The 24962-nt window shown below is 53.4% G+C and carries 21 protein-coding genes; 4 read left to right on the forward strand and 17 right to left on the reverse strand.

The annotated features are described in order from the left end of the window. Positions 1–15: 15 nt before the first annotated feature. Together CWC46_RS15500 and CWC46_RS15505 are read left to right on the forward strand one after the other, a co-directional pair. Positions 16–402, forward strand: coding sequence for a winged helix-turn-helix transcriptional regulator (locus CWC46_RS15500; protein ID WP_021015646.1), 387 nt, complete (start codon positions 16–18; stop codon positions 400–402). Between the two features lie 75 nt (positions 403–477). Further along, complete coding sequence (locus CWC46_RS15505) at positions 478–1068, forward strand: class I SAM-dependent methyltransferase (protein WP_021015645.1); 591 nt, start codon at positions 478–480, stop codon at positions 1066–1068. A 32-nt stretch (positions 1069–1100) separates the two neighbouring features. On the opposite strand, the gene cueO is transcribed toward CWC46_RS15505, so the two are convergent. From cueO to cmoM, 6 genes are all read right to left on the reverse strand, one after another. Further along, positions 1101–2801: a multicopper oxidase CueO gene (gene cueO / locus CWC46_RS15510; RefSeq protein ID WP_021015644.1), complete on the reverse strand. Its 1701-nt coding sequence runs from the start codon at positions 2799–2801 to the stop codon at positions 1101–1103. 138 nt (positions 2802–2939) lie between these two features. Continuing rightward, positions 2940–4253 carry an NAD(P)/FAD-dependent oxidoreductase gene (locus tag CWC46_RS15515; protein ID WP_021015643.1) on the reverse strand — a complete coding sequence of 438 codons (1314 nt, stop codon included), beginning with the start codon at positions 4251–4253 and terminating at the stop codon, positions 2940–2942. 172 nt (positions 4254–4425) lie between these two features. After that, the gene (gene mukB / locus CWC46_RS15520) at positions 4426–8865 is read right to left on the reverse strand and encodes a chromosome partition protein MukB (protein ID WP_021015642.1); all 4440 of its coding nucleotides are present in this window, start codon (positions 8863–8865) and stop codon (positions 4426–4428) included. Next, complete coding sequence (gene mukE / locus CWC46_RS15525; protein ID WP_021015641.1) at positions 8862–9596, reverse strand: chromosome partition protein MukE; 735 nt, start codon at positions 9594–9596, stop codon at positions 8862–8864. Before mukE ends, mukB begins: the two co-directional genes overlap by 4 nt. Then, entirely contained in the window at positions 9577–10899 is a 1323-nt protein-coding gene (gene mukF / locus CWC46_RS15530) for a chromosome partition protein MukF (protein WP_021015640.1), read from the reverse strand. The genes mukE and mukF overlap by 20 nt, the downstream gene beginning before the upstream one ends. Next, positions 10896–11681, reverse strand: coding sequence for a tRNA uridine 5-oxyacetic acid(34) methyltransferase CmoM (gene cmoM, locus CWC46_RS15535; RefSeq protein ID WP_021015639.1), 786 nt, complete (start codon positions 11679–11681; stop codon positions 10896–10898). Before cmoM ends, mukF begins: the two co-directional genes overlap by 4 nt. A gap of 156 nt (positions 11682–11837) precedes the next feature. On the opposite strand from cmoM, the gene elyC reads away from it, so the two are divergent. Continuing rightward, positions 11838–12632: an envelope biogenesis factor ElyC gene (gene elyC, locus CWC46_RS15540; RefSeq protein ID WP_021015638.1), complete on the forward strand. Its 795-nt coding sequence runs from the start codon at positions 11838–11840 to the stop codon at positions 12630–12632. Positions 12633–12637: 5 nt separating this feature from the next. On the opposite strand, the gene CWC46_RS15545 is transcribed toward elyC, so the two are convergent. The 8 genes from CWC46_RS15545 to tmaR form a co-directional block, all read right to left on the reverse strand. Continuing rightward, positions 12638–13531 (reverse strand): YcbJ family phosphotransferase, encoded by an 894-nt coding sequence (locus CWC46_RS15545; protein ID WP_021015637.1) that lies wholly within the window; start codon positions 13529–13531, stop codon positions 12638–12640. Between the two features lie 241 nt (positions 13532–13772). Next, positions 13773–15086 (reverse strand): pectate lyase PelN, encoded by a 1314-nt coding sequence (gene pelN / locus CWC46_RS15550; protein ID WP_021015636.1) that lies wholly within the window; start codon positions 15084–15086, stop codon positions 13773–13775. A gap of 400 nt (positions 15087–15486) precedes the next feature. Then, a complete protein-coding gene (gene kdsB, locus CWC46_RS15555; protein WP_021015635.1) occupies positions 15487–16239 on the reverse strand; it encodes a 3-deoxy-manno-octulosonate cytidylyltransferase in 753 nt (250 codons plus the stop codon). Next, positions 16236–16418, reverse strand: coding sequence for a Trm112 family protein (locus tag CWC46_RS15560; protein ID WP_021015634.1), 183 nt, complete (start codon positions 16416–16418; stop codon positions 16236–16238). Before CWC46_RS15560 ends, kdsB begins: the two co-directional genes overlap by 4 nt. A 51-nt stretch (positions 16419–16469) precedes the next feature. Then, positions 16470–17480, reverse strand: coding sequence for a tetraacyldisaccharide 4'-kinase (lpxK, locus tag CWC46_RS15565; protein ID WP_021015633.1), 1011 nt, complete (start codon positions 17478–17480; stop codon positions 16470–16472). Continuing rightward, on the reverse strand, positions 17477–19225 hold the full coding sequence (gene msbA / locus CWC46_RS15570; RefSeq protein WP_021015632.1) for a lipid A ABC transporter ATP-binding protein/permease MsbA: 1749 nt from the start codon (positions 19223–19225) through the stop codon (positions 17477–17479). The genes lpxK and msbA overlap by 4 nt, the downstream gene beginning before the upstream one ends. Before the next feature lie 39 nt (positions 19226–19264). After that, positions 19265–21517: a ComEC family protein gene (locus CWC46_RS15575; protein WP_037380882.1), complete on the reverse strand. Its 2253-nt coding sequence runs from the start codon at positions 21515–21517 to the stop codon at positions 19265–19267. Between the two features lie 519 nt (positions 21518–22036). Then, positions 22037–22375: a PTS system regulator TmaR gene (tmaR, locus tag CWC46_RS15580; RefSeq protein ID WP_021015630.1), complete on the reverse strand. Its 339-nt coding sequence runs from the start codon at positions 22373–22375 to the stop codon at positions 22037–22039. A 318-nt stretch (positions 22376–22693) separates the two neighbouring features. Between tmaR and sbcB the strand changes: the two genes are divergently transcribed. Next, complete coding sequence (gene sbcB / locus CWC46_RS15585; protein ID WP_021015629.1) at positions 22694–24121, forward strand: exodeoxyribonuclease I; 1428 nt, start codon at positions 22694–22696, stop codon at positions 24119–24121. A 63-nt stretch (positions 24122–24184) separates the two neighbouring features. On the opposite strand, the gene CWC46_RS15590 is transcribed toward sbcB, so the two are convergent. Genes CWC46_RS15590 through CWC46_RS15595 form a run of 3 tightly spaced genes read right to left on the reverse strand, consistent with a single transcriptional unit; the run spans position 24185 to position 24931 of the window. After that, entirely contained in the window at positions 24185–24643 is a 459-nt protein-coding gene (locus CWC46_RS15590) for a helix-turn-helix domain-containing protein (RefSeq protein ID WP_021015628.1), read from the reverse strand. Beyond that, positions 24643–24717 carry a type II toxin-antitoxin system HigB family toxin gene (locus tag CWC46_RS23500; RefSeq protein ID WP_255401462.1) on the reverse strand — a complete coding sequence of 25 codons (75 nt, stop codon included), beginning with the start codon at positions 24715–24717 and terminating at the stop codon, positions 24643–24645. The genes CWC46_RS15590 and CWC46_RS23500 overlap by 1 nt, the downstream gene beginning before the upstream one ends. After that, on the reverse strand, positions 24686–24931 hold the full coding sequence (locus CWC46_RS15595) for a type II toxin-antitoxin system HigB family toxin (protein WP_021015627.1): 246 nt from the start codon (positions 24929–24931) through the stop codon (positions 24686–24688). The genes CWC46_RS23500 and CWC46_RS15595 overlap by 32 nt, the downstream gene beginning before the upstream one ends. Positions 24932–24962 lie beyond the last annotated feature (31 nt).

The following is a 24962-nucleotide window of genomic DNA, read 5'->3' on the forward strand; positions in this document are numbered from 1 at the left end:
CTAGAGGAAACTTAAATGCCGTCCCCCGATAACTCACAACAGCATAACGCCTGCCACACCCGCTTTCTACTTGATCAGATCGCCGATAAATGGTCAGTGCTGGTACTGAATGTATTGTGTGAAAATCCACTGCGCTTTAATGAAATCAAACGCCGCTTGGATGGCATTACTCAGAAAGCGTTGACGCAATGTCTGCGGCGTCTGGAACGCAACGGTATCGTGGAACGCCGCGTGATAACCGCTTCACCGGTCGCGGTGGAGTATCGGATAACACCACTCGGCCATACGCTTAAAGAACCTTTTCAGGCGCTTTGTCTGTGGACGGTGAAATATCTGCCACAAGTCGAGCTGGCCAGACAGGCATTTGATCAGAAACAATTCGAACAAGAGACGACATTGTGATGGGCTATTCCGCATCTCATACACGCTGGCGTCGTCATCACAACACCGTGAGTTTTACTGTTATGGAGCGCTTCAATGTGGAATGAAAAATATGCCAACGAACAGTTTGTTTATGGCACTGAACCCAATGATTTTTTGAAAAAAAGTAGCCATCACTTTGTTCCGGGTAGCCGCATTCTCTGTATTGCTGAAGGCGAAGGACGCAATGCGGTCTGGCTGGCGAGCCAGGGATTTGATGTCACGGCGGTAGACGCTTCCGACGTCGGTCTGGCCAAAGGCAAAAAACGGGCTGAAGCCAATGGTTTGAAGATCCAGTGGATACATGCTGATCTCGCGACTTATGATATCGGCAGACAGCAGTGGGGGGGCATCGTCGCGATTTTTGCCCATCTTCCGCCGACATTGCGCCATCAGGTACATGGAAATTGCGCCAGCGGATTGCAGAGCAGTGGCGTGTTCCTGCTTGAAGCCTATACGCCGGAGCAACTGAAATTTAAAACCGGCGGTCCTTCCGATATCACCTGGCTGATGACCCCGGAAACCCTGCGTCAGGAATTACCGGGATTACGGTTTGCGCATTTACAGAAACTGGAACGTGAAATCCATGAAGGGATCGCGCATACCGGGCATGCCAGCGTGGTACAGCTGATCGCCCGGCGAGATTAGACCGCATCCGGACACCGGCACAATGCGCGACGTCACGCTACCGTGAACGACGTCATCATGCCGGTGTCTTCATGTTCCAACAGATGACAGTGCGCCATGAACGCCCGTTCTTTAGGGGCGGGATGATCGAACTTCACCAACACCTGGCTGACGCCCCCCTCCACCCGCACCGTGTCCTTCCAGCCACGACGGTGCGCTGCTGGTATCTGACCATTTTCGGACAGAATACGGAACTGGGTGCCATGAATATGGAAAGGATGCAGCATCATGTCACCCACCGCGGAAACGGACCAGACTTCATATTCGCCACGCTTGACGGCAAACATCGGCTGTCCCATCTGGAAGGCGACGCCATTGATACGGTTGGCGGTCATGATATCCAGTGGCTGTGACGTTGATTGATCATTCATCATGCCGCCAGATGTCGTTTGATCATCCATCATGTCGCCGGGAGATGTCGTTTGGCCATTCATTCCCTGGTGTCCTTCGTGGATGGGCATCTCGTTCGTGCCGGCACGCCCGCCATAATCGCCCATCATCCCTTGTCCTTGCATCATTCCCGACATGCCGCCATTCGCACCCATATTCATCTGCATGCCGGCCATAGCCTGCGGGCCATAACGCTGCATCAATGCCAGCATACCGAGCCGGTCAAGTCGTGGGTCCATCGTCAGTTGCAGGTTGCGAGTTTTCAAGCCTGACGTTGGCGGCAGAGCGGGAAGCGTAGCCAGCTTGTCCGGCAGTTTTCCGCTACTGGTCTTCAGTGTTGGCTGAATGTGCAGCACTGGCAGTGGTGCATCAAATGGCGGTAGTGTCATACCCATTTGCGAGACCGGCAACGTCACGATATCAAAGGCCTTACCATCGCGGGTATCCACCAGCACTTCAAAACGTTCGCCCATCAAGATCGGCAGCGACGTCACTTTCACTGGTTCCGCCAGCAGACCGCCATCACTGCCGATCACATACAGTGGCCGACCATCGCTGGTCGCCAGCATCAATGAGCGAGCATTACACCCATTGAGCAGACGCAAGCGCAACCATCCGCGTGGTGCCGCATGCTGTGGGTAACGCATGCCGTTGGTCAGCATCAGATCGCCAAACCAACCCACCGCCGCGGACATTTCGTCCAGATGGTAGTCGATCTGCCCTTTTTCGTTCAACTTTTTATCTTGCAAAATCAAAGGGATGTCATCCACTCCCCACTGAGAAGGCAGTGCAAGTCCGCGGCTTTCGCGATCCTGAATCAAGATCAAACCGCCCAATCCCATCGCCACCTGACGCCCGGTGACACCATGCGTGTGGGGATGAAACCATGCCGTCGCGGCTGGCTGATCAACCGTAAAGCGCGCAGTCCAGATCTTGCCCGGCGCGATCAATGCCTGAGGCCCACCATCGGCATCGCCCGGAATCTCCATGCCATGCCAGTGCATGGTGGTCACGTCTGGTAGCGTATTATTGACATTGATGGTGACGGTCTGTCCTCGTTCCAGTTGCAACGCCGGGCCGAGAAAACCTCCGTTGACGCCCCAGGTCGCGGTTTTCATTCCCGGTAGCCAGCGCATATTGCCGGTCTGAACTTTAAGAGCCAAATTGCCGCCCGCATCCGGCGTCAATAATGGCGGCACCGGCAACACCGGACGATCAGCGGCAAACGCGCTGCTGCTCCACCCAGGCAGCGCGCTGGCGGCCCCCAGCAGAGCGGTAATTTTGATAAAATCACGGCGATACATATCAATTTCCTCTGTACAGTAATAAAGCAGGAAGAAAAACGATAACCGCTGTCAGCCTGCACCTTCCCGTAACTGGAAGGTCAAGGCCTTTTATATCTTATATCCGCTGACGCGGCAGGTCCGAGACAGGCACGACGCCTAATACTCCTTACGCCCCAGCCAACGCTCTTTAAGTATGCTGCCTTGCACGCCGAGATCAAGAAATGGACGTGGTGGAATATAATTGGGTTTTCCCAACGCCAGCATATCGGCAATCAACGGATTATCCACACCAGTCGCCAAATCCGCCAATGTGCTGCCAGCCACCGTCTGTTTTGAAATTCCCGCCCCGTTGCATCCCACGGCGGCATAGACATTGTCGCCGTATTTTCCCCAGCCCGGCGCACCATTGCGCGTCACGCTGATCATCCCGGACCAGGTGTGGGCAATCTGCACATCCGCCAATTGCGGGAAGCGCGATAGAAAAATCTGGCGATGCTGCACGACCAGTGGTGTGGTTCTCAGCGCCGTCACCGTGTAATCCGGCACATATTTCACATGCTGACGTATCAAAAAACGGTGATCGCAGGTATAGCGCAACGTCGCGCCGGCAATCGCATTGGCCGGTGTCATGCCCCATGCAGCGATATTGCCGATGCGCTGTTGTTGTTCCGCAGTCAAGGGTTCGGTGAGCGTGGCGAAAGTGGAAAGCCCCACCAATTGGTTGGAAAATGGCGCCAACTGGCGAGCGCACCCATTAGTTGCCACCATCAACTGTCCGGCCCGCACTTCACCATAAGGTGTACGCACATGAACATCGCGGCCCGTGTTGATCTCCAGCGCCGGGGATTTTTCATACAGGGTGACGTTATCCGGCAGGCTGTCCACCAGCCCATGCACCAAGGCGGCCGGATTAAGCAAGACACAGCTCGGTGTATAGATAGCGGCATGGTAATAATCGGTGCCCAGATTTTGCGCCAGAGACTTACCCTCCAGTCGTTGATAGGGCTCATCCAGCGCCTGTAGTTCATCAGCGTACTGCGCCAGCAACCCATCCCGTTCAGGACGCACGATGCAGTGATATTTCCCGCTACGGTGCCAATCACACTCAATTTGATGTCGGTGTATCAACGCGTCCAACTGCGCAATCCCCGCCTGTAATAAGCGGCGGTAGTTGGCGGCTTTTTCCAACTCGGCGGTGGAGCTGCCGATGTTATGCGGCAAATCAATGGCAAAACCGGAATTACGCCCAGAGGCACTCTCTCCCGTCATGGCGGCATCGATGATCACCACCTGCTTATCAGGATGGTTTTCCGCTACGCGGCGGGCAAAGGCGAGCCCGGCATAACCGGCGCCGATCACCAGCCAGTCGGCCCGAACATGACCACGCAAAATCTTTTTCACCTGCCGGGCAGGAATGATCGCCGACCAGCCATTGATGTTGTCATCCAACGGTAATGCCTTGATTTTCAATTTTTCTCCCCTGAAGCTAAATCAGATTTCCGTTAACGCCATAACTCATCCGCCATCCGAACGATCCACATAAATGCCCGTCTACGCAAATTGCGCAATATAACGGGTGTCCGTGGCGGGTATCGTGACCAAATAGTCGATGATGCCCGCTGGCGCGGGCATCGGTGAGAAATTATGATGCGTGCTGCGTTTGCTCGGGTTCGGTGGCGAAACCGCGCAGACCGACGACATGAACATGTTCGTGGTTCTGGAACATCTTACGCACCAGCTTATAGGTGGTGCCTTTTTCCGGGCTGATGTTTTCCGGCGCAGCGATGATCAGCTGCATTTCCAGCCGGTCACACAGCTCAAACAACGTGGCGATGGATTTGGCATCCAGACGTGCGGCTTCATCGAGGAACAGCAAACGACAGGGTGAAATATCCTTGCCGCGCAACCGTTTCGACTCTTCCTCCCAGCTCTGTACCACCATCACCAGAATTGACATCCCGGTGCCGATGGCTTCCCCGGTGGAAAGCGCCCCGCTCTCGGCACGCAGCCAGCCGTCGGCACCCCGGTTTACCTCAACCTCCATTTCCAGATAGTTGCGATAATCCAGCAGTTCTTCACCGATGGTCTGCGGCGTGCGCTGCCCCATGTCAATTTCCGGATTCAGGCGCTGATACAGTTTCGCCAGCGCTTCCGAGAACGTCAGGCGGTTGCTGTTGAACAGATCCTGATGCAGTTCCTGTTGTTCAGACAACACGTTAAGCAACGTGGTGTGCGTTTCCCGCACATTGACGTTAAGCCGTACGCTTTTCACCTGGCCGAATGACACCGATTGCAGCCCCTGATTCAGCATGCGAATGCGGTTTTGTTCACGTTGAATGGTCTTGCGGATGATATTCGATACACTGCGCGAGCTAATGGCCAGCGTTTGTTCACGCGCCGTCAGCTCTTCCGTCAGACGGTTCAGTTCAATCTCCATCTGTTCGATGGCTTCCACCGGATCGTCGGTACGGATGATGTCCTGACGGATACGTTCACGCAGGTGTTGATATACCGCGATATAGAACTGGATTTTACGTTCTGGCCGTTTTGGATCTTCCGACAGGCGCAGTACATCGCGCAAATGTTCGTTATCGGCGACCGCCAGACGCAGCGCTCCCAGCGCCTTATCCGACATGGAGCGCAATTCGTCACCCTCCAGATAGGCCAGTTCACGCCGGTGCAGACGCCGCTCTATACCATTGTCTTTCACCAACCGCATCACCGTGCACCAGCCAGATTTGGCCGTCACCACCTGTTCGCGGTTAGCGTGATAATCACGCTCCAGCTTACGCAGTTTCTTCTGTAGGCCGTCCATTTCCGCTTCACAGAAGGTAAGTTGTTTTTCCAGCTGATTACGGCGCGCTCGATTATTACTCAGTGAAGCATGCAATTCATCCCGACGCTGGCGAGCACGAGACTCCGCCTCTGCATCCGCACGCACGCCGATATCCGCCAATTCCTGCGTTAACTCTTTGAGCATATCGCTCTTGGCATCAAAAGCGCTCTTCAACGACGCTTGCACCTGACTGTACTGTGTCAGTTGGCTCTGATGCTGCCGTAACTGCTCACGGGCCTGGGTACGTTCCGCTTCCGCCTGCTCCAGCCGTTGGCGCAGCTTGTCGTTCAAATCGGCATTGGCGTGCAACATCCCCGCCGAATCGGTGTAACCAAAGTGCGCGCGACGTTGCACCACTTCCGTCAGGGAAAACGCCTGCTGTTTCGCCAATCGCTGCGCGCTTTGCGCCTGCGTATAATCTTCCTGTAGTTGCTCATGCTGCTGCGGGTCATTCTGCAACACGCTAACCAGCGGCTCCAGCTTCGCCAGTGTGGCGCCATGCTGCTGTAGAAAACGGGCCGACGCTTCTGCCTCATCCAGTTCGGCGCGAATCTCTTCAGCACGATCCGTCAGGCTGTCGTCACATAACAGGCTGATACGCGGGATCAGTCGGTTCAACAGCGACACGCTCTCTTTCGCCTGTTCATACTGCTGGCGCTGTTGCTGATTTTCGTTGTCAAAATTACTGATAGCGCGTTCCAGCTCACCCCGACGGCTGCTCAGTTGACGAATATCCACTTCCGGGTCGTCATCAAACACCACCGCCAGATGGGTGCCAATAAAACGGCTGAAAGCCTGATGCAAGCGCTGGGTTTTCTGCACGTCAAACGACAGCGTGGCATACTGCTCCGCCAGTTCTTCACGTTCATCGCGCAGGGTTTCCAGCCGTTGTTCTCGTGCGGCCCGGCCAAACAGCGGCACGTCGGGGAAGCGGGAATAGCGCCACTGGCGATCGGAAACTTTCACCACCACCGCTTTTTCCAGCTCTTCCATCGCGAACACGCTGTCATCAAATGACTGCGGATCGCCTTCAATCAGGTATAAATCTTCCGGACAATCTTCCAGATTCTCCAGGTGCTCGCGCACCAACGACAGATCCGTTACCACAATCCCATGACGGGATGGCCCGTATAACGCAGAGAAATACGGCGCGTCGTCCAGCGTGACATCGTCATAAATTTCCGACAGCAACACCCCGCCAAAGCGCTCCGCCAGCGCGTTCAAACGCGGGTCTTCCGAGCCGCCCGGTTGGCTGAGGCGCTCAATCTGCGTTTCTATCGCCCGTTTGCGGGACGCTACGTCATCACGCTCGACGGTGGTTTCCCGTTCACGTTCCAGCAGTTGCTGCATGTATTCCGTCACCTGACGGCTATCAGCAAATGTTTCGCCGCTCTGCTCACAGAGTTGAGTCAGGGTTTCCTGTGCCGCCAGCCACACCGGCGCCCGAACAGTTAACTGCTGAATACGCTGTTGGGTCTGCTCTAGTTCCTGGCGCAACGTCATGCGACGCTCACCTGCTTCCTCCACCAACACCGACAGGCTTTCAATCCGCGCTTCCAGCTCCTGCTGCAAGCTTTCCAGCGCTTCCGGCTGATAGCGCGTCTGTCCGTTACGGTTATTGAAATCCTGCAACAACCGTTCGGCGTCCTGCTGCTCACGCTGGCGCTGTTCCAGTTCGGAAAGTCGCATGCGCAGGGGATGGACACGCTCGGCCTGATACCGCTGTTGTGAACTGTCACGCAGTAATTCGCGCGCCACTTGCCAGGCGTCACGACGACTGACGGCCCCGGCGATACTGCTCACCAGTTGATACGCCTGCTCGAACTGACTGTGGGCGGCATCCGCCACGCTCAGCTTCTGTTCCAGCATCAGTAATAGCTCGGTGGCTTCCTGTTCTTTGGCGTGAATACTGTCGAGCCATTCATCGGCGTTATCGGCGCTCAGTTCCGGTAACTGGCACAACGTGCGAGCACGTTCCAGCGCCTGCTGCGCCTGCTGATACTGTATGGCGCGGGTTTGCTGTACATCCAGAGCCTGCTGATAGTCGGCCAACTGGCTTTTCAGCTCATCCACCTCCTGCTCGGCGGCATCGGCGCGGGCTTCGTTTTCCTGCTGTTGGTCACGCGCCGCTTCCACCACCTCATTCTGCTCTTCCAGCCGGTAACTCAGCTCTTCCAGATCGGCATTATAACGCGCGATCTTTTCCTGCTGGCGCATCGCCGTCTGTACCAGATTCAGGTGATCGCTGGCGGCCTGATAGTCGGTTTCCAGATCGTTTTCGGCTCCGCTCTGCTCCGCCAGCTCGCGCGCCATCTCCACATGGCGGATCTGCTCATTGCCCAGTTGTTTACGGCTACTGAACAGATCCCGGCGCAGTTCCAGAGCGCTATCCAGATGAATACGTCGCTCGTTGGCGTGGCGCATATAATCAGCGGCCACATAAGAGGTCGCTTCAGAAATCAGGTGCTTGAACAGATCCCGGTCCGACTGGGTGACGCGAATGGCTTCCAGCGTCATGCGGTTTTCCCGCAGAGCGGCTTCCATATCCTGAAACGCCTTGCGTACTCCGCTGTTTTCCGGCAACAGATAATCACGCAACGAACGGGTAATGGCGCTGGAAATCCCGCCGTACAGCGAGGCTTCAATCAAACGATAAAACTTGCTGCGATCAGCCGAGGAGCGCAGACGTCGCGGCACAATGCCCAAATCAAACATCAATGAGTGATAGTCGGTGATGGACGTGAATTGCTTGAACTGCACGCCTTCCATCTCATCAAGGCGCTCTTTCACTTCCTGCAACGACAAGACTCGTGCCTGATGATCGCCCACCAGTTGAGTCAGAATTTGCGTGGGCGAAACTGATGTCGGCAACCCCTGAATGATGAAGGGCTTGATATCGACCTTTCGATCACGGCCTGCCACCTGTTGTAATCGCACGCCGACCAGCACTCGCTGATGGCGGGAATTGACGACATCCAACGCGGAGTAGCACACGCCAGCACGCAGCTTGCCATGTAGACCTTTATCACGGGAGCCGGAGGTTGCTCCGGCCTCGGTGGTGTTACGAAAGTGCAGTAACGTCAGATCCGGGATGAGCGCGGTGATAAACGCCGCCATGGTGGTGGATTTACCGGCGCCATTGCCGCCAGAGAGGGTGGTTACCAACTCATCCAGATCAAAAGTCCGGGCAAAAAAACCGTTCCAGTTAACCAACGTCAGTGAGCGAAATTTACCGCGTTCAATCATTCCTGTTCATCCTCAACACATTGGTCTTCACCGGAAAGGTTATCACCAGCCGACTCGCTATCATCGCTATCGTCCAGCGACAGGCTGCTATCCATCGGCATGGCTTCACCATCACGGATCATTCTCAATTGGGCTTCGCGCGGATCGTCACCGCTGCGCACATCAGCGCCAAAACGAAACGCCGCTTCGGTAATGCGAAATTTGCTGTTGTCATTACCCATAAAATAAATCATGCCCAGACGACGCAAGCGGTTCAGGGAGGTACGCACTTTTTCCTGCAACTTTTGTCGGTCCAGGTCGGAACCGGTGGAACGCTGGTTTACCAGCTTCAGCAGTTTGTTTTCATCCGCCAGACTCAGCAGTTCCTCATACAGTTCTTGTTGGCTGAAAATGCCTTCGTGCGCCAGACGTTCCGGGCTGAGGTAGAGGTAGCAGAGAATTTTCCCCACCATCATATCCAGCGCAGACAGCACCGAACGTGGAATCAAGGTGGTGGAACGCGGACGCAGATAGAAAAACCCTTCCGGCGCACGGATCAGCTCCACGTTATAACGGCTGTAGAAATGTTCCAGCTCATCTTGAAAATCCATCAGAAAGGCGTGATTTTCCAGTTCTTCTACGCCAATATGTCGACCAGCGCGCAATTGACTGTCCAGTGCGGGAAACAGTGTGTTAGACAGCGCTGTCACCAGTTTGGCTGATACGATTGGTTCAATATTTGTCGATGACATGGGCCTGTACCTTGGCTCCGTATTCATTGATTGCCTGCCACAATGCTGGCAATCCGGTGAAATCTGCTTCGGCCACCCCCAGGCGTACTGCCTGGTCGACCACGATTCGGGCAACATCAAATTGTTGTGAGCGAGGATACTGCACCAGATAGTTGCGCATCACGTCGCTCAGATTCAACGGAACCTGTTGCTGTTTGTAGTGCAGTAAGGCCTGCTCCACCAGTGCCGTGATCTGCTCACGCACTTCACTGAACTCTTCATATTCCAGATCGGGCGGCAGTTCGCCGGTCACTTCTTCGCTGCGCAGCGCCAGCTCTTCATCACGCATATCCAGCAAACGGTCAGCGTTAGCGTAGGTCAAGGCCCAGGGGTTGTCGAAATAGTTCTGCACCGACTGACGCAACCGTTGGGAGAAGACCCGGTTTTTGTCCATATCAATCGCGGTACGGATAAATTTGTGTACGTGACGATCGTAACCGATCCACAGATCGATAGTTTGCTGGCCCCAACTGATAATACGGTCCAGTTTGCCCTGTAAATCGAACACCAGATTATCCACAAAACCCAGTTTGGCGTTGCCGAGGGTCGCATCCTGAATGCGCAGCAAGCTGGTTTGCAATTTGTCGCCTGCCGCTTCCAACGTATCCTGCAACTCCCGCAGGGTATCGGAGGTCTCGGTCAGCAATTGTTCGCAATTGAAAATGGCTGTGCGCCAGTCCTGACTGAGCAAGGCGGCGATATTGTCTTTCACCCCTTGCTGCTGTTCATCCATCACCCGCTGAGACAGATCGATACTGTCAAAAATTTCCGCCACCGAGTATTTCAACGGCGCGTAGACATTACGGTGCCAGTGGAACTCGTCACCGCCCTCTTCTGCGGCATCCGACGCCCGGCCCAATTCCTGAGCCACGAGCGAAAGCTGCATGGAAAGCCGCAAGGCGGAGAACTCCCGCTGACGGATGTAATAGTCGCTGATGCCGATCCCCAGCGGGGTCAGTCGATAAATAGCATTACCATCCGCCAGTTCGCTGGTAAACCGACTAAGCAGCCGCTGGCGCACCAGATCGTTAATCGCATTATTGGCACGCACCGTAATGGTTTCGTGAGTCTGCTCAAATCCTCGGCTAACGTGGCGAAAGGCATCCACCAACTCGCCTTCGCTCATTTCGCCATCCATACGTTCGCTGTTCAGCGTGGCAATCGCCAGCAGGAAAGTCAGACGCTCCGTCGGGAGTGAAAGTGCAAAGTCATTTTTTCTAGCCCAGGCGACCAGTTCGGGTACGGTCTGGGAAAAGTCACTCATAATACATCCTTCAAAAGGGGCTTATTCGCCATGACATGGATGTAGCGCCCCAGGCTGACAAAAGGTTCCTGCCGGCAATAACGCTGTTCCAACGCCAGCAAAATGTCAAAATCGTCAATCTGTTGTTGCTTGTTCTGCAAATAGTCATGAAACACCCGCACGCCGGTTTTACCACTGATGGTCAATCCCAACGAATCAAGCCACTGGTAAACTTGCTGTGGGTCCAGCGGGTGATCGGGGGATAGCGAACGCCGTTTACGTTTCGGCATTCCCGACGCCACATAACCAAAGTTACCTAACACCATGTTTCGCATCAGCAAGCCATGATGATTATAAAACATCAGCGACAATGCGCCGCCGGGTACCAGACAATTCGTCAGCGCCTGTAGTGCCTGCTGAGGCTCGGCTACCCATTCCAATACCGCGTGAAACAATACCAGATCAACCGGTTTTTCTATATATGAAGCGATATCCTGTGCGGCGCACTGCACAAAACGCATATTATGAGAAACGTTTTGCGCCAACGCCGCTGTTTTGGCGCGTTGAATCATCTCATCGGATAAGTCACACAACAAGACCTGATGTCCTAAAGCCGCCAGCTTGCAGGCCATGTAGCCAGCCCCGCCCCCGGCATCCAGAATCTGCAATGGCCGCGACGGCAACGTAGACAGCAAGATCTCCAGATCTTGCCACAATACAGCCTGACGCAGTTTCCCTTTGGTGGTGCCGTAGATATTCTGGGCAAACTTTTCGGCGATGTCGTTAAAGTTACGATCCTGCATTCCACGGTTCCAGGTTATTGGTTCAGCGCCGTCAGATGTTAACGGGCTGTTTTTCTCTCAACCTGACATTTTGTCACAGGCTAGCGTAGAATAAATCGTCTTATGCCACTATCTTATTCCGGATGGCGTTTTTTCACTCAAAACGGACACTATTTTATGCTTTTTGCCGCCAAAAAATATATCGGCAGCTTGCTGCAACCGTTGCCTTTGCTGCTGCTACTGATGGGAATGGCTCTACTGCTAATCTGGTTTTCCCGTTGGCAGAAATCCGGGAAAACGCTGCTATCGCTAAGCTGGCTGACACTGTTGCTGATTAGCCTGCAACCCGTGGCCGACTACCTGCTGCTACCGCTGGAATCGCAGTATCACACCTGGCAGTCCAGCCCGCAGGCACCGCATGTCAACTATATTGTGGTCTTGGGCGGTGGTTACACCTTCAATCCAGACTGGGCGCCCAGCTCCAATCTGATCAACAACAGTCTGGCCCGTGTGGCCGAAGGCGTTCGACTTTATCGTGCCAATCCGGGTTCGAAACTGATATTTACCGGCGCGGCAGCACAGGGAAATCCGGTCAGCAGCGCCAAGGTCGCGTCACAGGTGGCGGAAAGCCTCGGCGTGCCGACACAGGATATGCAGTTACTGGATACCCCTCGGGATACCAAAGAGGAAGCCATGGCCACCTTCGCGCTGATCGGTCAGCAACCCTTTATATTAGTCACCTCGGCCAGCCATATGCCACGGGCGATGCGCTTCTTTCAGGCTCAGGGATTAAACCCGATTCCGGCTCCCGCTAACCAATTGGCAATCACTACGCCACTGAATCCGTGGGAAAAAATCTTCCCGTCCGCACTGTATCTTTCACACAGTGAACGCGCCTGGTATGAAACGCTGGGCAACTTATGGCAATACATTAGCGGCACAACAGAACCACAACCGCAGAAGCAGGAATAATCACGCTATTCCAGCCAGGGCAGCAGTTCGCGGGAAGCGATATCGAAGACGCTCCGGTCCAGTTGCCCGGTGTGGATATAGCGGGAAATCGCTTCCCAAATGGCATACAACCAGCGGCGATAGATGAAATCTTCAGCCACCGGCGCCTTGCTGAGGTAGTGGTACAGCAATTGTTCCGGCATACCGGACTCACACAGCCGGAACAGTTCATATTCCCGTGGCGCCCACAGCACAATGCCGGGATTGATCATCGCCAGCAATTGATCGCTGCGGGCATCTTTCAACATACTGCGCAATGACAGATTGCCGTGCACCAATACACATCCATCATCGAAATCGTCAAACAATTCGGGTAAACACTCACGGGAACGATAAAGTAATGTACGATCTTCCTGCGTTAACAGCGGGGCATTGACGTTCACCACGGTGGACCATAGCACCTCTAACCGCTGCTGATACCAGTTGAACCAGCTATTTTCCTGAATGCTGTCAACTGTACCGACACAGCTGTGGCTATCAATCCGATGCCAGGCCAACACACTTTCCACGATCTGATCCATCAGTGACACCCAGCGCGCGGGGGTTCTGGGTGGCGCCTCCACCGAAACGCCGCGCAACCGTTCGATCAACAACAGTTCTTTATAAGGCGGCTGATGGGTGGTGACCAGCCCATATACGGTTGGCAAACGGACATCCCCCTCACGGGCCAGCATGGTCAGCTTGTAAGCTTCCTGTTGTGCGATACCCTGGCAGACATAACCTTTGGCAAGCAACGGAATGGCATTGCCTTCTTTATCGTACAAGGCATACAGGTTGGCGTAGGGTTGTTCACTGATACATTCGAGACGACTGAGCGATTCCCCCAGTACCGTACTTAATTCCGCTTTTAACAATTCCATAAACGGCCAGACCTCTGTTGAGCAGGAGTGCTCAAGCATTTATCATGCGGTCAGAAAATGACAATTTCTTCAATACAGATCAAATAAAGCGTAAAGCAGGCATTGATTAATAATCATCTGATCAGGCGCGGATGCCCGCTTACGCAGAAATAACATGAAATGCCACGATTTTTCCGCGACAAGAACATCCGCGCCGCGCTCAACGATGATGCCCACGGACACACAGGCATTCGTCTAAGGCTTACTCACGTTCAAACGCGCCAAGGTCCGGTGCGGATCCCTTGTATGGCAATTTGACATTACCCCCCTTGTCGATCATCCAACTGCCGGATGCCAGGTGCAGACTTTTCAACTCAGGCAGACTGCCGTCGGATTGGCGGGCTGCATCCCAACCGCTGGTGGATACGCTGCGGAATTCAGCATCGGACAACACATTACTGAAATTCCAGGAGTTATAACGCATATTGGCACCGCTGCTATTGGACAGCGCAGTACCACCGTAGGCGATATTATTGCGCAATGTCCCGAGCGCAACACCATTGCCGCTCGAATCAATCCCGAGCAGATTGAAGTTAGGATGATTTTTGTAGCCGGTATTGTTGAAGTAGTCATTTGCCAGTGGGTGATGATTGGTATAAAAACCAGCGGCTTTATTCAGGAAAGCCACCGAATTACGTACCGTATGTTTAGCGGCATTACTCACATATACACCGCCATACCCCCCGATCTTGAAACCATTCCCGTTACCCGCAGCAAGCGACGTTGTCGTACCCGGCAGATAGCCATGTAGCCAGGCCCAGGAGTTCTCAATAATCACCGATGAATAGGCGTTGATCAGGTCAAAGCCATCGTCAGAGTTCCACCATGCCCGACAGCCACTGAAAATATTGCCGGGCATATTGGCGGAAATATGAGCACCAAAGCCATCAGCACTTTGTCCTGCGCCGTTGGACGTCAACGGATCATAGTTATGGTGGGAATCGCTATTGAGAATGGTGTTGTAGGCGCCATTCTGTAAAAACAGTCCGGTCCCCATGATGTGATGAATATTGAGCTGTTCGAAGATATTGTGGCTACCTTTGATCCATACACCCCATGACTCATGGTTCTTGTTATTATGTTGCGGCACACCGGTAATTTCCAGGCCTTTCAGCGTGATCCAGTCCGCCACCACATTGAAGCCTTTGACACGACAATCATCCGTCATCTTGCTGAAATCGAATACCGGCGTTTCCCCCGTGTAGGCCATATACTCGATCCGGCTACCGGATGATCCACTCTTGTTTAAGGTAATCGCATTCACCGTATCCGTCTGGCTGGAACAGCTATTCAGACCCGCCGTGAATGTATATTTACCACCACGGATCCACAACCTATCTCCCCCCGTGAGCGTTTGTTGTGCGCGCGCAAACGTTTTCCAGGGCGCGCTCTGGTTCCCCGATGCCGAGTCACTCCCCGTCGGGGCCATATAGTATGTTTGTGCTAAACATTCAGAAAAAGAACCCATTAAGATGCATCCCAGAAGCAGTGAAATTCTATGCCCTTTAATATTCATAGCGTTAATCCATCCTTAGTCACATTAAGTTAAAATAACCATAGAAAAAGATAAGATTGGATTATCATTTAGACAAATATGAAGGCTGAATTTCTTGACACAACATGCATATTAATTGCAACAGGATGGTAAGGTCATCGCCTCGTCATCAAGGCCAGATGCCAAAATAGTGGTATAAGGTTTTGATGACACGTTCTTCATGCTAATCAGCATCATCTCCGCACAAATCAGCATTCTATCGGCCAGTCAATACAGACTGTAGGGATGATGATGGGCATGTCAGGATAGTGGACATGCGGGATGGCGACCTTCTGCTATTCCTGCGAAACGAGACATCCTTACTGACATCGGTCTTTATGCCTGTTTTCACAGGCATAAAACCGACTTCACACCGAAGAACTCAACCAGCCGCCATCGCAATCCGCACGCGGGCCAAATCTTCCGGAGTATCGACACCCACGGAGGGGATTTCTTTTGCCACTGCGACATGAATTTTCTCGCCATACCACAGCACTCGCAGTTGCTCCAGCAATTCAATCTGTTCCAGTTGGCTCGGTTCCCAACTTACATAACGGCGGATAAAGCCAGCGCGATAGGCATAAATACCAATATGACGCAGGAAATGGTCACCAATGGTTGCTTTCGATTGAGCAAACCGTTCGCGATCCCAGGGGATCGTAGCGCGAGAAAAATAGAGTGCATAGCCTTCAGCATCGGTCACCACTTTTACCGCATTGGGATTGAACGCTTCTTCGCTAGTGGTGATCGGGACCGCCAACGTTGCCATCCCGGCGACACTGGCCGCCAGGTTTTCGGCTACCTGCCGAATGATAACCGGCGGGATCATCGGCTCGTCACCTTGCACATTCACAATGATATCGTCATCAGCAAAGCCATACCGTTCAATGACTTCGGCCAAACGCTCAGTACCGGAATGGTGGTGTGGGCTGGTCAGGCACACTTCGCCCCCCGCCTGTTGGATCACCTGCTCGACATCCGGATGGTCGGTTGCCACAATCACGCGCTGAGCACCAGACTCTTGTGCCCGCTCCATCACATGCACCACCATCGGTTTACCATTGATATCCGCCAACGGCTTACCGGGTAAACGACTCGACGCAAAACGGGCCGGAATAATAGCGGTAAAATTCATCGTGAAATCTCATCCTGCGACAGTTTGCGCGCCTCATGTTCCAGTAACACCGGAATACCGTCACGAACCGGATATGCCAGCCTTTCTGTTTTGCAAATCAGTTCCTGCTTCTCTTTATCAAAGACCAAGCGCCCGTTACATACCGGACAGGCAATAATTTCAAGCAAACGGTGATCCATGCTTCCTCCATAAAGAAGCTATTTATAAGTGAAGGGAAACCCAGACCCGCATCAATCTGCACGATGCTTCCCCTGCTGATAATTCGTTAGCAGTTGTTCCAGCCGGGACAACAACGCAGCGGCAGGCACCTCGGATAATACCGCGTCTACTGGCAGATACCACCAGTTCGTCTGGGCGAAATGACGACATTTGACAGCATCCTTTTCTGTCATGATCAACGGCTGCGATTGATTGTCCGTCAGAGCACTGAGGTGCTCCGGTTGATAGCTTTGGTGATCGGCAAATGCCACTTCACGGCATAGCGTGGCCCCGTTCTCACGCAAGGTGGTAAAAAAACGCGGCGGATGTCCAATCCCCGCCATCGCCACCCATGCAGGAAAATCTGTCACGCTACGTCGTTCGCCACTGACCAGATTCACCGCTTCGCTCGCAATCAGATGCATGGCAATTTCACCCGCGCTGGCTTCACCGCCATTCACGATCACGGCATCAACGGTTTTCAGCCGCCCGGCTCGTTCACGCATCGGGCCGGCGGGCAACCACCAGCCGTTACCAAACCGCCGCACGCCATCTACCACTACCAGTTCCATATCCCGCGCCAGCGCGTAATGTTGCAATCCATCATCGGTGATAATCACATCCAGCGAATGCTGCGCCAGCAATGCGGCAACCGCCTCACAACGCTTCGGCGCCACCGCCACTGGCGCGCCGGTACGCTGATATATCAATATTGGCTCATCCCCGGCCTGTGCCGTGGTGACAGTATCACTGACCACCAACGGATAGTGATCCACTTTGCCACCGTAGCCACGCGATACCACACCGACCCGGTAACCCCGCCGCTGGAGTTGTTCCACCAGCCAGATAACGACGGGTGTCTTGCCATTACCACCGGCGGTCAGGTTGCCCACCACCACCACCGGTAAGGGCGCGCGCCAGGCGCGACGCCATCCCAGGCGATAACTTAAGCGGATGAAACCGCTGATCAGCCCGAACAACACCGACAGCGGTATCAACAGCCAATACAGCCGCGATTGTCCCGACCAGATGCGCTCAATCATGCGCCGAACTGCATTCTATACAGCTGGGCATATGCCCCGTTGCGTGACAGTAATTCAGCATGTTCGCCACGCTCGACAATCCGCCCCTCTTCCACCACCAGAATTTCATCCGCATTTTCAATGGTGGAAAGACGATGGGCAATAACCAATGCCGTGCGATCTTTCTGCAATTCATCCAGTGCGGCCTGAATCGCTCGCTCCGACTCGGTATCCAACGCGGAGGTCGCTTCATCCAGAACCAGAATCGGGCAATCACGCAGTAACGCACGGGCGATGGCGATACGCTGACGCTGACCACCAGACAACAGCACACCATTCTCGCCAATGATCGTATCCAGCCCCTGCTCCATCTTGCTGATAAAATCCATCGCGTGCGCCATTTCAGCCGCACGCTCAATATCTTCACGGCTGTAGCGATCATTACAGGCATAAGCAATATTGTTGGCGATAGTGTCGTTGAACAGATGCACATTTTGGGAAACCACCGCCACCTGGCTGCGCAGCGTAGCCAAGGTATATTCACGCAGATCATGCCCGTCCAGCATAATTTCACCGGACTGAATATCATAAAAACGGGTAATCAGGTTGGCGATAGTGGATTTACCCGAACCAGAGCGCCCGACCAGTGCCACGGTTTTTCCCGGTGGAATATGCAAACTGATATTTTTCAACGCCAACGTTTCCTTACCCGGATAGGCAAAATCCACGTTACGGAATTCAATAGTGCCTTGAACATGTTCCAGCGTCCGCTGGCCAGTGTCTTTTTCCTGTTCCAAATCCAGAATTGAGAACAAGGTCTGGCAAGCCGCCATACCACGCTGAAACTGGGAATTGACGTTAGTCAGCGATTTCAGCGGGCGCATCAGCGCAATCATGGAAGAGAACACCACAGTGATAGTACCTGCGGTGAGCGTCGCCATTACCGATGGGAAACTGGCGGCATAGAGCACAAATGCCAACGCCAGTGACGCGATCAACTGCACAATGGGATCAGAAATGGAAGCGGCGGATACCAGTTTCATGCCCTGTTGACGCATACGGTTGCTGACAATGTCAAAGCGCGCGGCCTCCACTTCTTGTCCGCCAAAAATCAATACTTCTTTATGCCCTTTAAGCATCTGTTCCGCACTGGTGGTCACCTGCCCCATGGTGTTCTGCATGTTTTTACTGATAGCGCGAAAGCGTTTGGATACCACCCGAATACAATAAGACACGACGGGGGCAATCACGATCAGAATCAGTGACAACTGCCAGCTATACCAGAACATCAGCACAAACAAGCCGATGATTGACGCGCCTTCTCTCACTACCGTGATCAGCGCGTTGGACGATGAAGAAGCTACCTGCTCAGAATCATAGGTGATACGAGATAACAGCGTACCGGTCGATTGCTGATCAAAGAAAGAAACTGGCATCCCCATGATATGGCTGAACAGGCGACGACGCATGTTCATGACTACTTTTCCGGAAACCCAGGCGACACAGTAGCTGGAAACAAAGCCCGACACACCGCGCATGACCATCAACCCGATAACCACCAGCGGCATCCATACCAGAATACTGCGGTCAGCTTTACCAAACCCCTCATCCAGCAGCGGTTTGAGCAGCGACAGCATCAGTGTATCGCCAGCGGCGTTGATCACCAGCGCAACGGCCGCCACAATCAACCCTGTTTTAAAAGGAGAGATCATCGGCCAGAGGCGACGAAACGTCTGCCACGTGGAGAGATCTTTATCATTCATCATGCAATAAACCTGAGCCTATTAAAGAAATAGCCGCCTATATTACTCATTATCCCGGCTACCGCCAAACCACCTGTGGAACCAACGAGGGGATATGTCCCTCCTGTAGCGCAATATTCGCCATGAATCGTTGAAAAAACGTACACTCAGTTGACCGAATGTCGCCGTGTCCGCCCACTGATATCCATAATCACGATAACGCCGCACAATCTTTGCAGACGGCAGCCGCCACGGGCTGTAGCGTGCTGCTGAAGCCAAAATGGTCGTGGCGCCAACGGCCCGTATGAACGGTGGCGATGACGATGTGCTACTGCCATGATGCGGTGCCTGCAATACTTCAGCCGCCAGCAAGGTGCGTTGGTTTTTTAATAACTCGGCTTCGGCTTCCGCCTCCAGATCACCGGTCAGCAACACCCGGTGCCTGCCATCGTCAATGCGAACGACACAGGAATCATTGTTTCCGGCGGATTGTACCCGTGATGGCGGCCACAGTACGCTGAATGTCAATGTCTGCCAGCGCCATTGTTGCCCGCGGACACAGGGTAGATGGTTATGCTGTCGCAGCGGACTATAAACCGGTATGGTGGGAAAAATACGCTGTAATGTCTGTAATCCGCCGATATGATCCAGATGGCTATGGCTGATAATGATTTTCTCCAGTTGTAACCCTCGCCATTTAAGATATGGCAGGATTTCCCGGCTGACCATATCCCCACCTTCCCAGCGATTACCGGTGTCATACAATATCGCCTTTCCCTGGCGCTCTATCACTACCGCCAGACCATGCCCGACATCCAGCATGTCCACCCGCCAATCGGGTGATGGCGGCTTCGGCCTGACGAGCACAAATAACAGCAGAGCGCCGATACTGACGGGATACTGTCGCCACCAGGCAAAACGCCAGATAATCACCGCCCCCCATCCAAAAGCACTGAACGCCAGAAAATCAGCCCCGCGATCCCACCAGCCATCCTGCACCACGGTCAACGGGGCGAACACCAGCGCCAGAGAACGATCCGCCAGCCACCACACACCGGCCCCGATATCCAGCACACCCGTCAACGGTAAAGCCAGCAGAATCAATGGAGTGGAAATAAACGAGACCAGTGGTACCGCCCACAAATTGGCCGGCAGCGATGTCAGGCTCATGCCATGGAACAATACAATCTGTAGCGGCAACAGCAACAGCGTGATCCCCCATTGTAAATGCAGCCAACGCAGTAGAAACCAACGTTTATCGCGCTGAAAACGAATGGGTAGCGGCGCCCACTGATACCAGAAAATTAATGATGCTACCGCCAGGCAGGATAACCAGAAACTATCCGACAGAATGCTGAGCGGATCACTGAACAGGATTAAGGCGACACACCACAACCACACTTGCCAGGGAGAGCAACTGATGCCGCGCAACCGCAACAGTGTCCAGACACTGAGCGCCAGTGCCGCTCTTACCGCTGGCGGGTTAGCGCCAGCCAGCGCGACATAACCCCAGGCCACCAGCCAGCCAAACGTCAGCGGAAAACGATAACCAACCCAGCGTGGGGGAAAACTGTATTGAATTGCGCGGGCGATACCCCAGCCGAACAGCGCCGCCAACGCAACATGCAGCCCGGATATCACCATCAGGTGCATCGTCCCGGTATGCTGCAAAAGAATACGGGTTTCATCCGCCAGCGTGGCCATCTCCCCTACCGCCAACGCCAGCAAAATAGACCGCCACGGCAGCGATGCCGTCTGTTGCTCAATCCGGGCGATCAATCGTTGGCGCAAGCTACAGTCAGCGGACACCACCTCTGCACTCAGCACCCGTCCGGTAAAGAGTTGTCGATGCGCCAGCGCCCAACGCTGACGGTCAAATCCACCTTCATTCAGGCGGCTGTGTGCTGGCCGCAAGCGCAGCCTCATCTGCCATTGTTGCCCGCCACACCAGTCGGTCATGGGCGGCATGGCATTCAACCGGACGTACAGCGGTGGAAATATCCAACGCTGATTGACCTGCCACACACGCACTTCCGGCGTCTCAATACCCGCCTTAGCGAATCGCATACTGCTGATGCTGACCTGTGCGGTCACCGGTTTGACACTGAACGCGTCTATCTGCCCGAGCGTCATGCGGGCACTGTAGCTACTCCAGAACACGCCAACCGCTACCAGTCCAACCACATAAAACCGTGTTCGCACCAATAGCAACAACGGTAGCAACAGCATTAGCGTTCCTGTATCGGGAATCCTGGGCAACACCAGCAAAGGCAACGTGCCGACGACCAATGTGACCGCCAGTTGATTCAATGAAATTCTGATGGTATGTCCCTTTCCCTTTGATGACCGTCCTGTGCGTCGCTTTCGGTCACATTGCCATCACGCTGGCGACAATTCGTTACGGCATGCAGTCTGCCAGACCGGTCATCGCCGTAACAGCATCAGAAAAGAAAGTCGGAATCACCACCGCAAATAGTCTTATCTGTTGCACTCTGTTTCAGTACATCAGGGGTGCTGATGAGAGTATTGAGCGGCTCGCTGTCTGTGCACATCACCAGCCAGCCAAACCCGAACACTGTCTAAGGCCAAATTCGAGAGGGTTTATCCGGCGGCGAAGGATTACGCGTTAGCCATTATCAAAAAAAACGAAGGGGATTATGTGTGGACAAGGCCGCATTCAGCCGTGAGTAGCGTTCTGTATGAGACAGAAACCGGCTTTGATACCCGAAATCACCGCCGGATCATCGGTCACGATCGAATACACCGCCAGGGACTTCAGGTCATTTGGCGGCGGATTTGATCAGGGCTGCCGGGCAGCCCTGGTGCAGAGCGGGGTTATTTTTCTTCAACGCTCGGTTTAATTTCACCCATTTCTTTGATTTTGTGTGATAACTCACGACGCTCTTTCGAAAGATCCGCGTTTTTGATGATGTATTCATCCACACGGTCTTCATAGTCACCACGCATGTTGGCGATAATGGCCTGAATATCTTCAATTGACATCCCTGGCTTGATGTACTCACTCAAGTTATCCAGCAGCAGTACACGCTTTTTGTTATCACGAATTTTCTTTTCGTTATCAACGATTTCACGCTGTAATTTGTTTTTACGACGGAACATACGCACGAACTCCAACACGTCCTGGAAACATGGTTTGCTGTTGCCCTTATCCATTTCTCTACCCTTACTTGACTCATATTAAGATTTGTCGACCTGTACTAAACATACAGGGTAGCAGCTATCGGCGACAAGACGGTTTTTTACTGTCATCCCGGTTTATTGATCTTAAACGGCAGGTTGACACGGTTTTATGACTTTTCTTATCGCCGGCGGTTACAAAATCCCCTTGATGTGGCTCTCCTTAATAGGATACGCGCTGGTACAGATTTTATCGGCGTATGACGTAAAACCGACAGGAAAGCGAAACAGGATGTGGAATCAATGATATCCTTACTTTTTTGCATCGCACCCAACGTTGATTGAAACGCAGATATGGCTGATAAAATCCAATCCACCTTCTTCATCCACGATTATGAAACCTTCGGCATACATCCGGCAAAAGATCGTCCGGCACAGTTTGCAGGCATCCGTACCGATGAAGACTTCAATATCATTAGCGACCCTCTGGTGATTTACTGCCAGCCTGCCGACGATTACCTGCCTGAGCCGGAAGCCGTGATGATCACCGGCATTACGCCACAGGCCGCACTAAGCCAGGGTGTCTGCGAAGCCGAGTTTACCCGTCAGATTCATGACGCCTTCAGCGTTCCTGGTACCTGCATTATGGGGTACAACAATATTCGTTTTGATGATGAAGTCAGCCGTAACCTTTTTTATCGTAATTTCTACGATCCTTACGCTTACAGTTGGCAAAACGGCAACTCGCGCTGGGATCTGCTGGACGTGCTGCGTGCCTGCTTCGCCTTACGTCCAGAAGGTATTATCTGGCCGGAAAATGACGACGGATTTACCAGCTTCCGGCTGGAACATCTGACGCGCGCCAACGGTATCGAACACGAACACGCGCACGATGCCATGTCCGACGTTTACGCCACCATCGCCATGGCCCGGTTGTTGAAACAGGCACAGCCGAAGTTGTTTGATTACCTGTATACGCTCCGCAATAAAAATAAGGTCAGTGCACTGATAGACGTCCCGCAAATGAAACCCTTACTGCATGTTTCCGGGATGTTCGGCTCGGCTCGGGGCAATACCAGTTGGGTGGTACCGCTGGCATGGCATCCGGATAACCGTAATGCGGTGATCATGTGCGATCTGGCCGGAGACATCACTCCGCTGCTGGAACTGGAACCCGAAGAACTGCGGGCTCGACTTTATACCCGCCGTGACAAACTTACCGAAGACCAGTCCCCGGTTCCCATTAAACTGGTGCATATCAACAAATGCCCGGTACTGGCGCCAGCCAACACGCTCCGCCCGGAAGACGCAGCCCGGTTGGGCATTGATCGCCAGCATTGTCTGAATAACCTGCATCAATTACGTCAACACGCGCAGGTGCGGGAAAAGGTGGTCGCGTTGTATGCGGACGCCCCGGCGTTTGAAGTGGTGAACGACGTCGATATGCAACTTTATAATGGTTTTTTCGGCGACGCCGACCGTGCCGCAATGGCGATTATCCGGGAAACCGCGCCACAGAATCTTCCCGCACTGGATATGCAGTTTGTGGATAACCGCATGATGCCGCTATTGTTCCGCTATCGTGCTCGTAATTACCCCACAACCCTGGATGATCTGGAGCAACAACGCTGGTTGCAACATCGCCGCGAAATACTCACGCCAGAGCGATTACAGGCATACATCACTCAATTGGATGCGCTGTACCAGCTTTATGATGGGGATGAAAAAAAGATAACGTTACTCAAGGCATTGTTTACTTATGCCCAGCAACTGGCAGAGTAAATACCCTGTTTTATGCGTTACTTGTCAGGCCGACGTCCATCCAGCCGATAACGCTCACATTGTTTAGCGAGGATGCACCCGCAGACGTCCCCACGCGGGTGCCGCGTAACGGGGAGAAACGGTTTCAGTTGACGACGCATCCTCCGATGCATTCATATCCTGAATCAGGACTTCTGCCGGGATTCCCAGCCCTTCATGCAGTTTTCTTATCATCGTCAAGCTTAACGGACGTTTACGGTTAATCACTTCGGAAACCTTGGACGGTGAACCGATGTATCGCGTTAAGTCAGTCTGAGACAACCCTTGTTGATCCATGATGAGCTTGATGACCTCAATTGGATCGGGTTTTGCCAGCGGATAATGTGCATCTTCATAGTGACCGACCAACAGACTCACTAGCTCAAATTCGTCCAGTGCTTCACTACCCGGTAATAAATCACCGTCCGCCAGCATGACAAGACGCGCCATTCCCTTTTCATAATCTTCATGAGTTCGGAATATTTTCCAGGATGTCATCATCATTATAATCTCCATTTATCGTAATCTGCGTGGGTGCCAATCCGCTCAACAATGACCGTCCCCGCGACATAAACCACCTGAACTACCAGCCGAAAAATTACCTTTAAGATTAAATATCACCCGGTTATGCGCCAGAAAATCCGCACTCCGATAACGCCCTTTAATATCCTGAGGCGTTACCCACTCTGCACGGCTGACATCATCGTACCAAGCTTCAACCACGCCCCTGGCCTGGTTATGTTTCATGCAAAAAGCATGAAGTTTGTCTCGTCCTCTTACTTTCATCGTCATCAAATTCCCTTTTTGGGAAGTATACACCCAT

This window comes from Prodigiosinella confusarubida, assembly GCF_002847015.1.
Lineage (GTDB): Bacteria > Pseudomonadota > Gammaproteobacteria > Enterobacterales > Enterobacteriaceae > Prodigiosinella > Prodigiosinella aquatilis.

Bases quoted from the DNA above. Each gene is read 5' to 3' on its own strand.
- CWC46_RS15560 (WP_021015634.1), bottom strand. From the start codon at position 16,418: ATGGATCACCGTTTGCTTGAAATTATTGCCTGTCCGGTATGTAACGGG.
- msbA (WP_021015632.1), bottom strand. From the start codon at position 19,225: ATGATGAATGATAAAGATCTCTCCACGTGGCAGACGTTTCGTCGCCTC.
- tmaR (WP_021015630.1), bottom strand. From the start codon at position 22,375: ATGGATAAGGGCAACAGCAAACCATGTTTCCAGGACGTGTTGGAGTTC.
- cueO (WP_021015644.1), bottom strand. From the start codon at position 2,801: ATGTATCGCCGTGATTTTATCAAAATTACCGCTCTGCTGGGGGCCGCC.
- lpxK (WP_021015633.1), bottom strand. From the start codon at position 17,480: ATGATTGAGCGCATCTGGTCGGGACAATCGCGGCTGTATTGGCTGTTG.
- sbcB (WP_021015629.1), top strand. From the start codon at position 22,694: ATGGCTGATAAAATCCAATCCACCTTCTTCATCCACGATTATGAAACC.
- kdsB (WP_021015635.1), bottom strand. From the start codon at position 16,239: ATGAATTTTACCGCTATTATTCCGGCCCGTTTTGCGTCGAGTCGTTTA.
- pelN (WP_021015636.1), bottom strand. From the start codon at position 15,086: ATGAATATTAAAGGGCATAGAATTTCACTGCTTCTGGGATGCATCTTA.
- CWC46_RS15500 (WP_021015646.1), top strand. From the start codon at position 16: ATGCCGTCCCCCGATAACTCACAACAGCATAACGCCTGCCACACCCGC.
- mukB (WP_021015642.1), bottom strand. From the start codon at position 8,865: ATGATTGAACGCGGTAAATTTCGCTCACTGACGTTGGTTAACTGGAAC.
- CWC46_RS15505 (WP_021015645.1), top strand. From the start codon at position 478: ATGTGGAATGAAAAATATGCCAACGAACAGTTTGTTTATGGCACTGAA.
- elyC (WP_021015638.1), top strand. From the start codon at position 11,838: ATGCTTTTTGCCGCCAAAAAATATATCGGCAGCTTGCTGCAACCGTTG.
- mukE (WP_021015641.1), bottom strand. From the start codon at position 9,596: ATGTCATCGACAAATATTGAACCAATCGTATCAGCCAAACTGGTGACA.
- CWC46_RS15545 (WP_021015637.1), bottom strand. From the start codon at position 13,531: ATGGAATTGTTAAAAGCGGAATTAAGTACGGTACTGGGGGAATCGCTC.
- CWC46_RS15595 (WP_021015627.1), bottom strand. From the start codon at position 24,931: ATGACGATGAAAGTAAGAGGACGAGACAAACTTCATGCTTTTTGCATG.
- mukF (WP_021015640.1), bottom strand. From the start codon at position 10,899: ATGAGTGACTTTTCCCAGACCGTACCCGAACTGGTCGCCTGGGCTAGA.
- cmoM (WP_021015639.1), bottom strand. From the start codon at position 11,681: ATGCAGGATCGTAACTTTAACGACATCGCCGAAAAGTTTGCCCAGAAT.
- CWC46_RS15590 (WP_021015628.1), bottom strand. From the start codon at position 24,643: ATGATGATGACATCCTGGAAAATATTCCGAACTCATGAAGATTATGAA.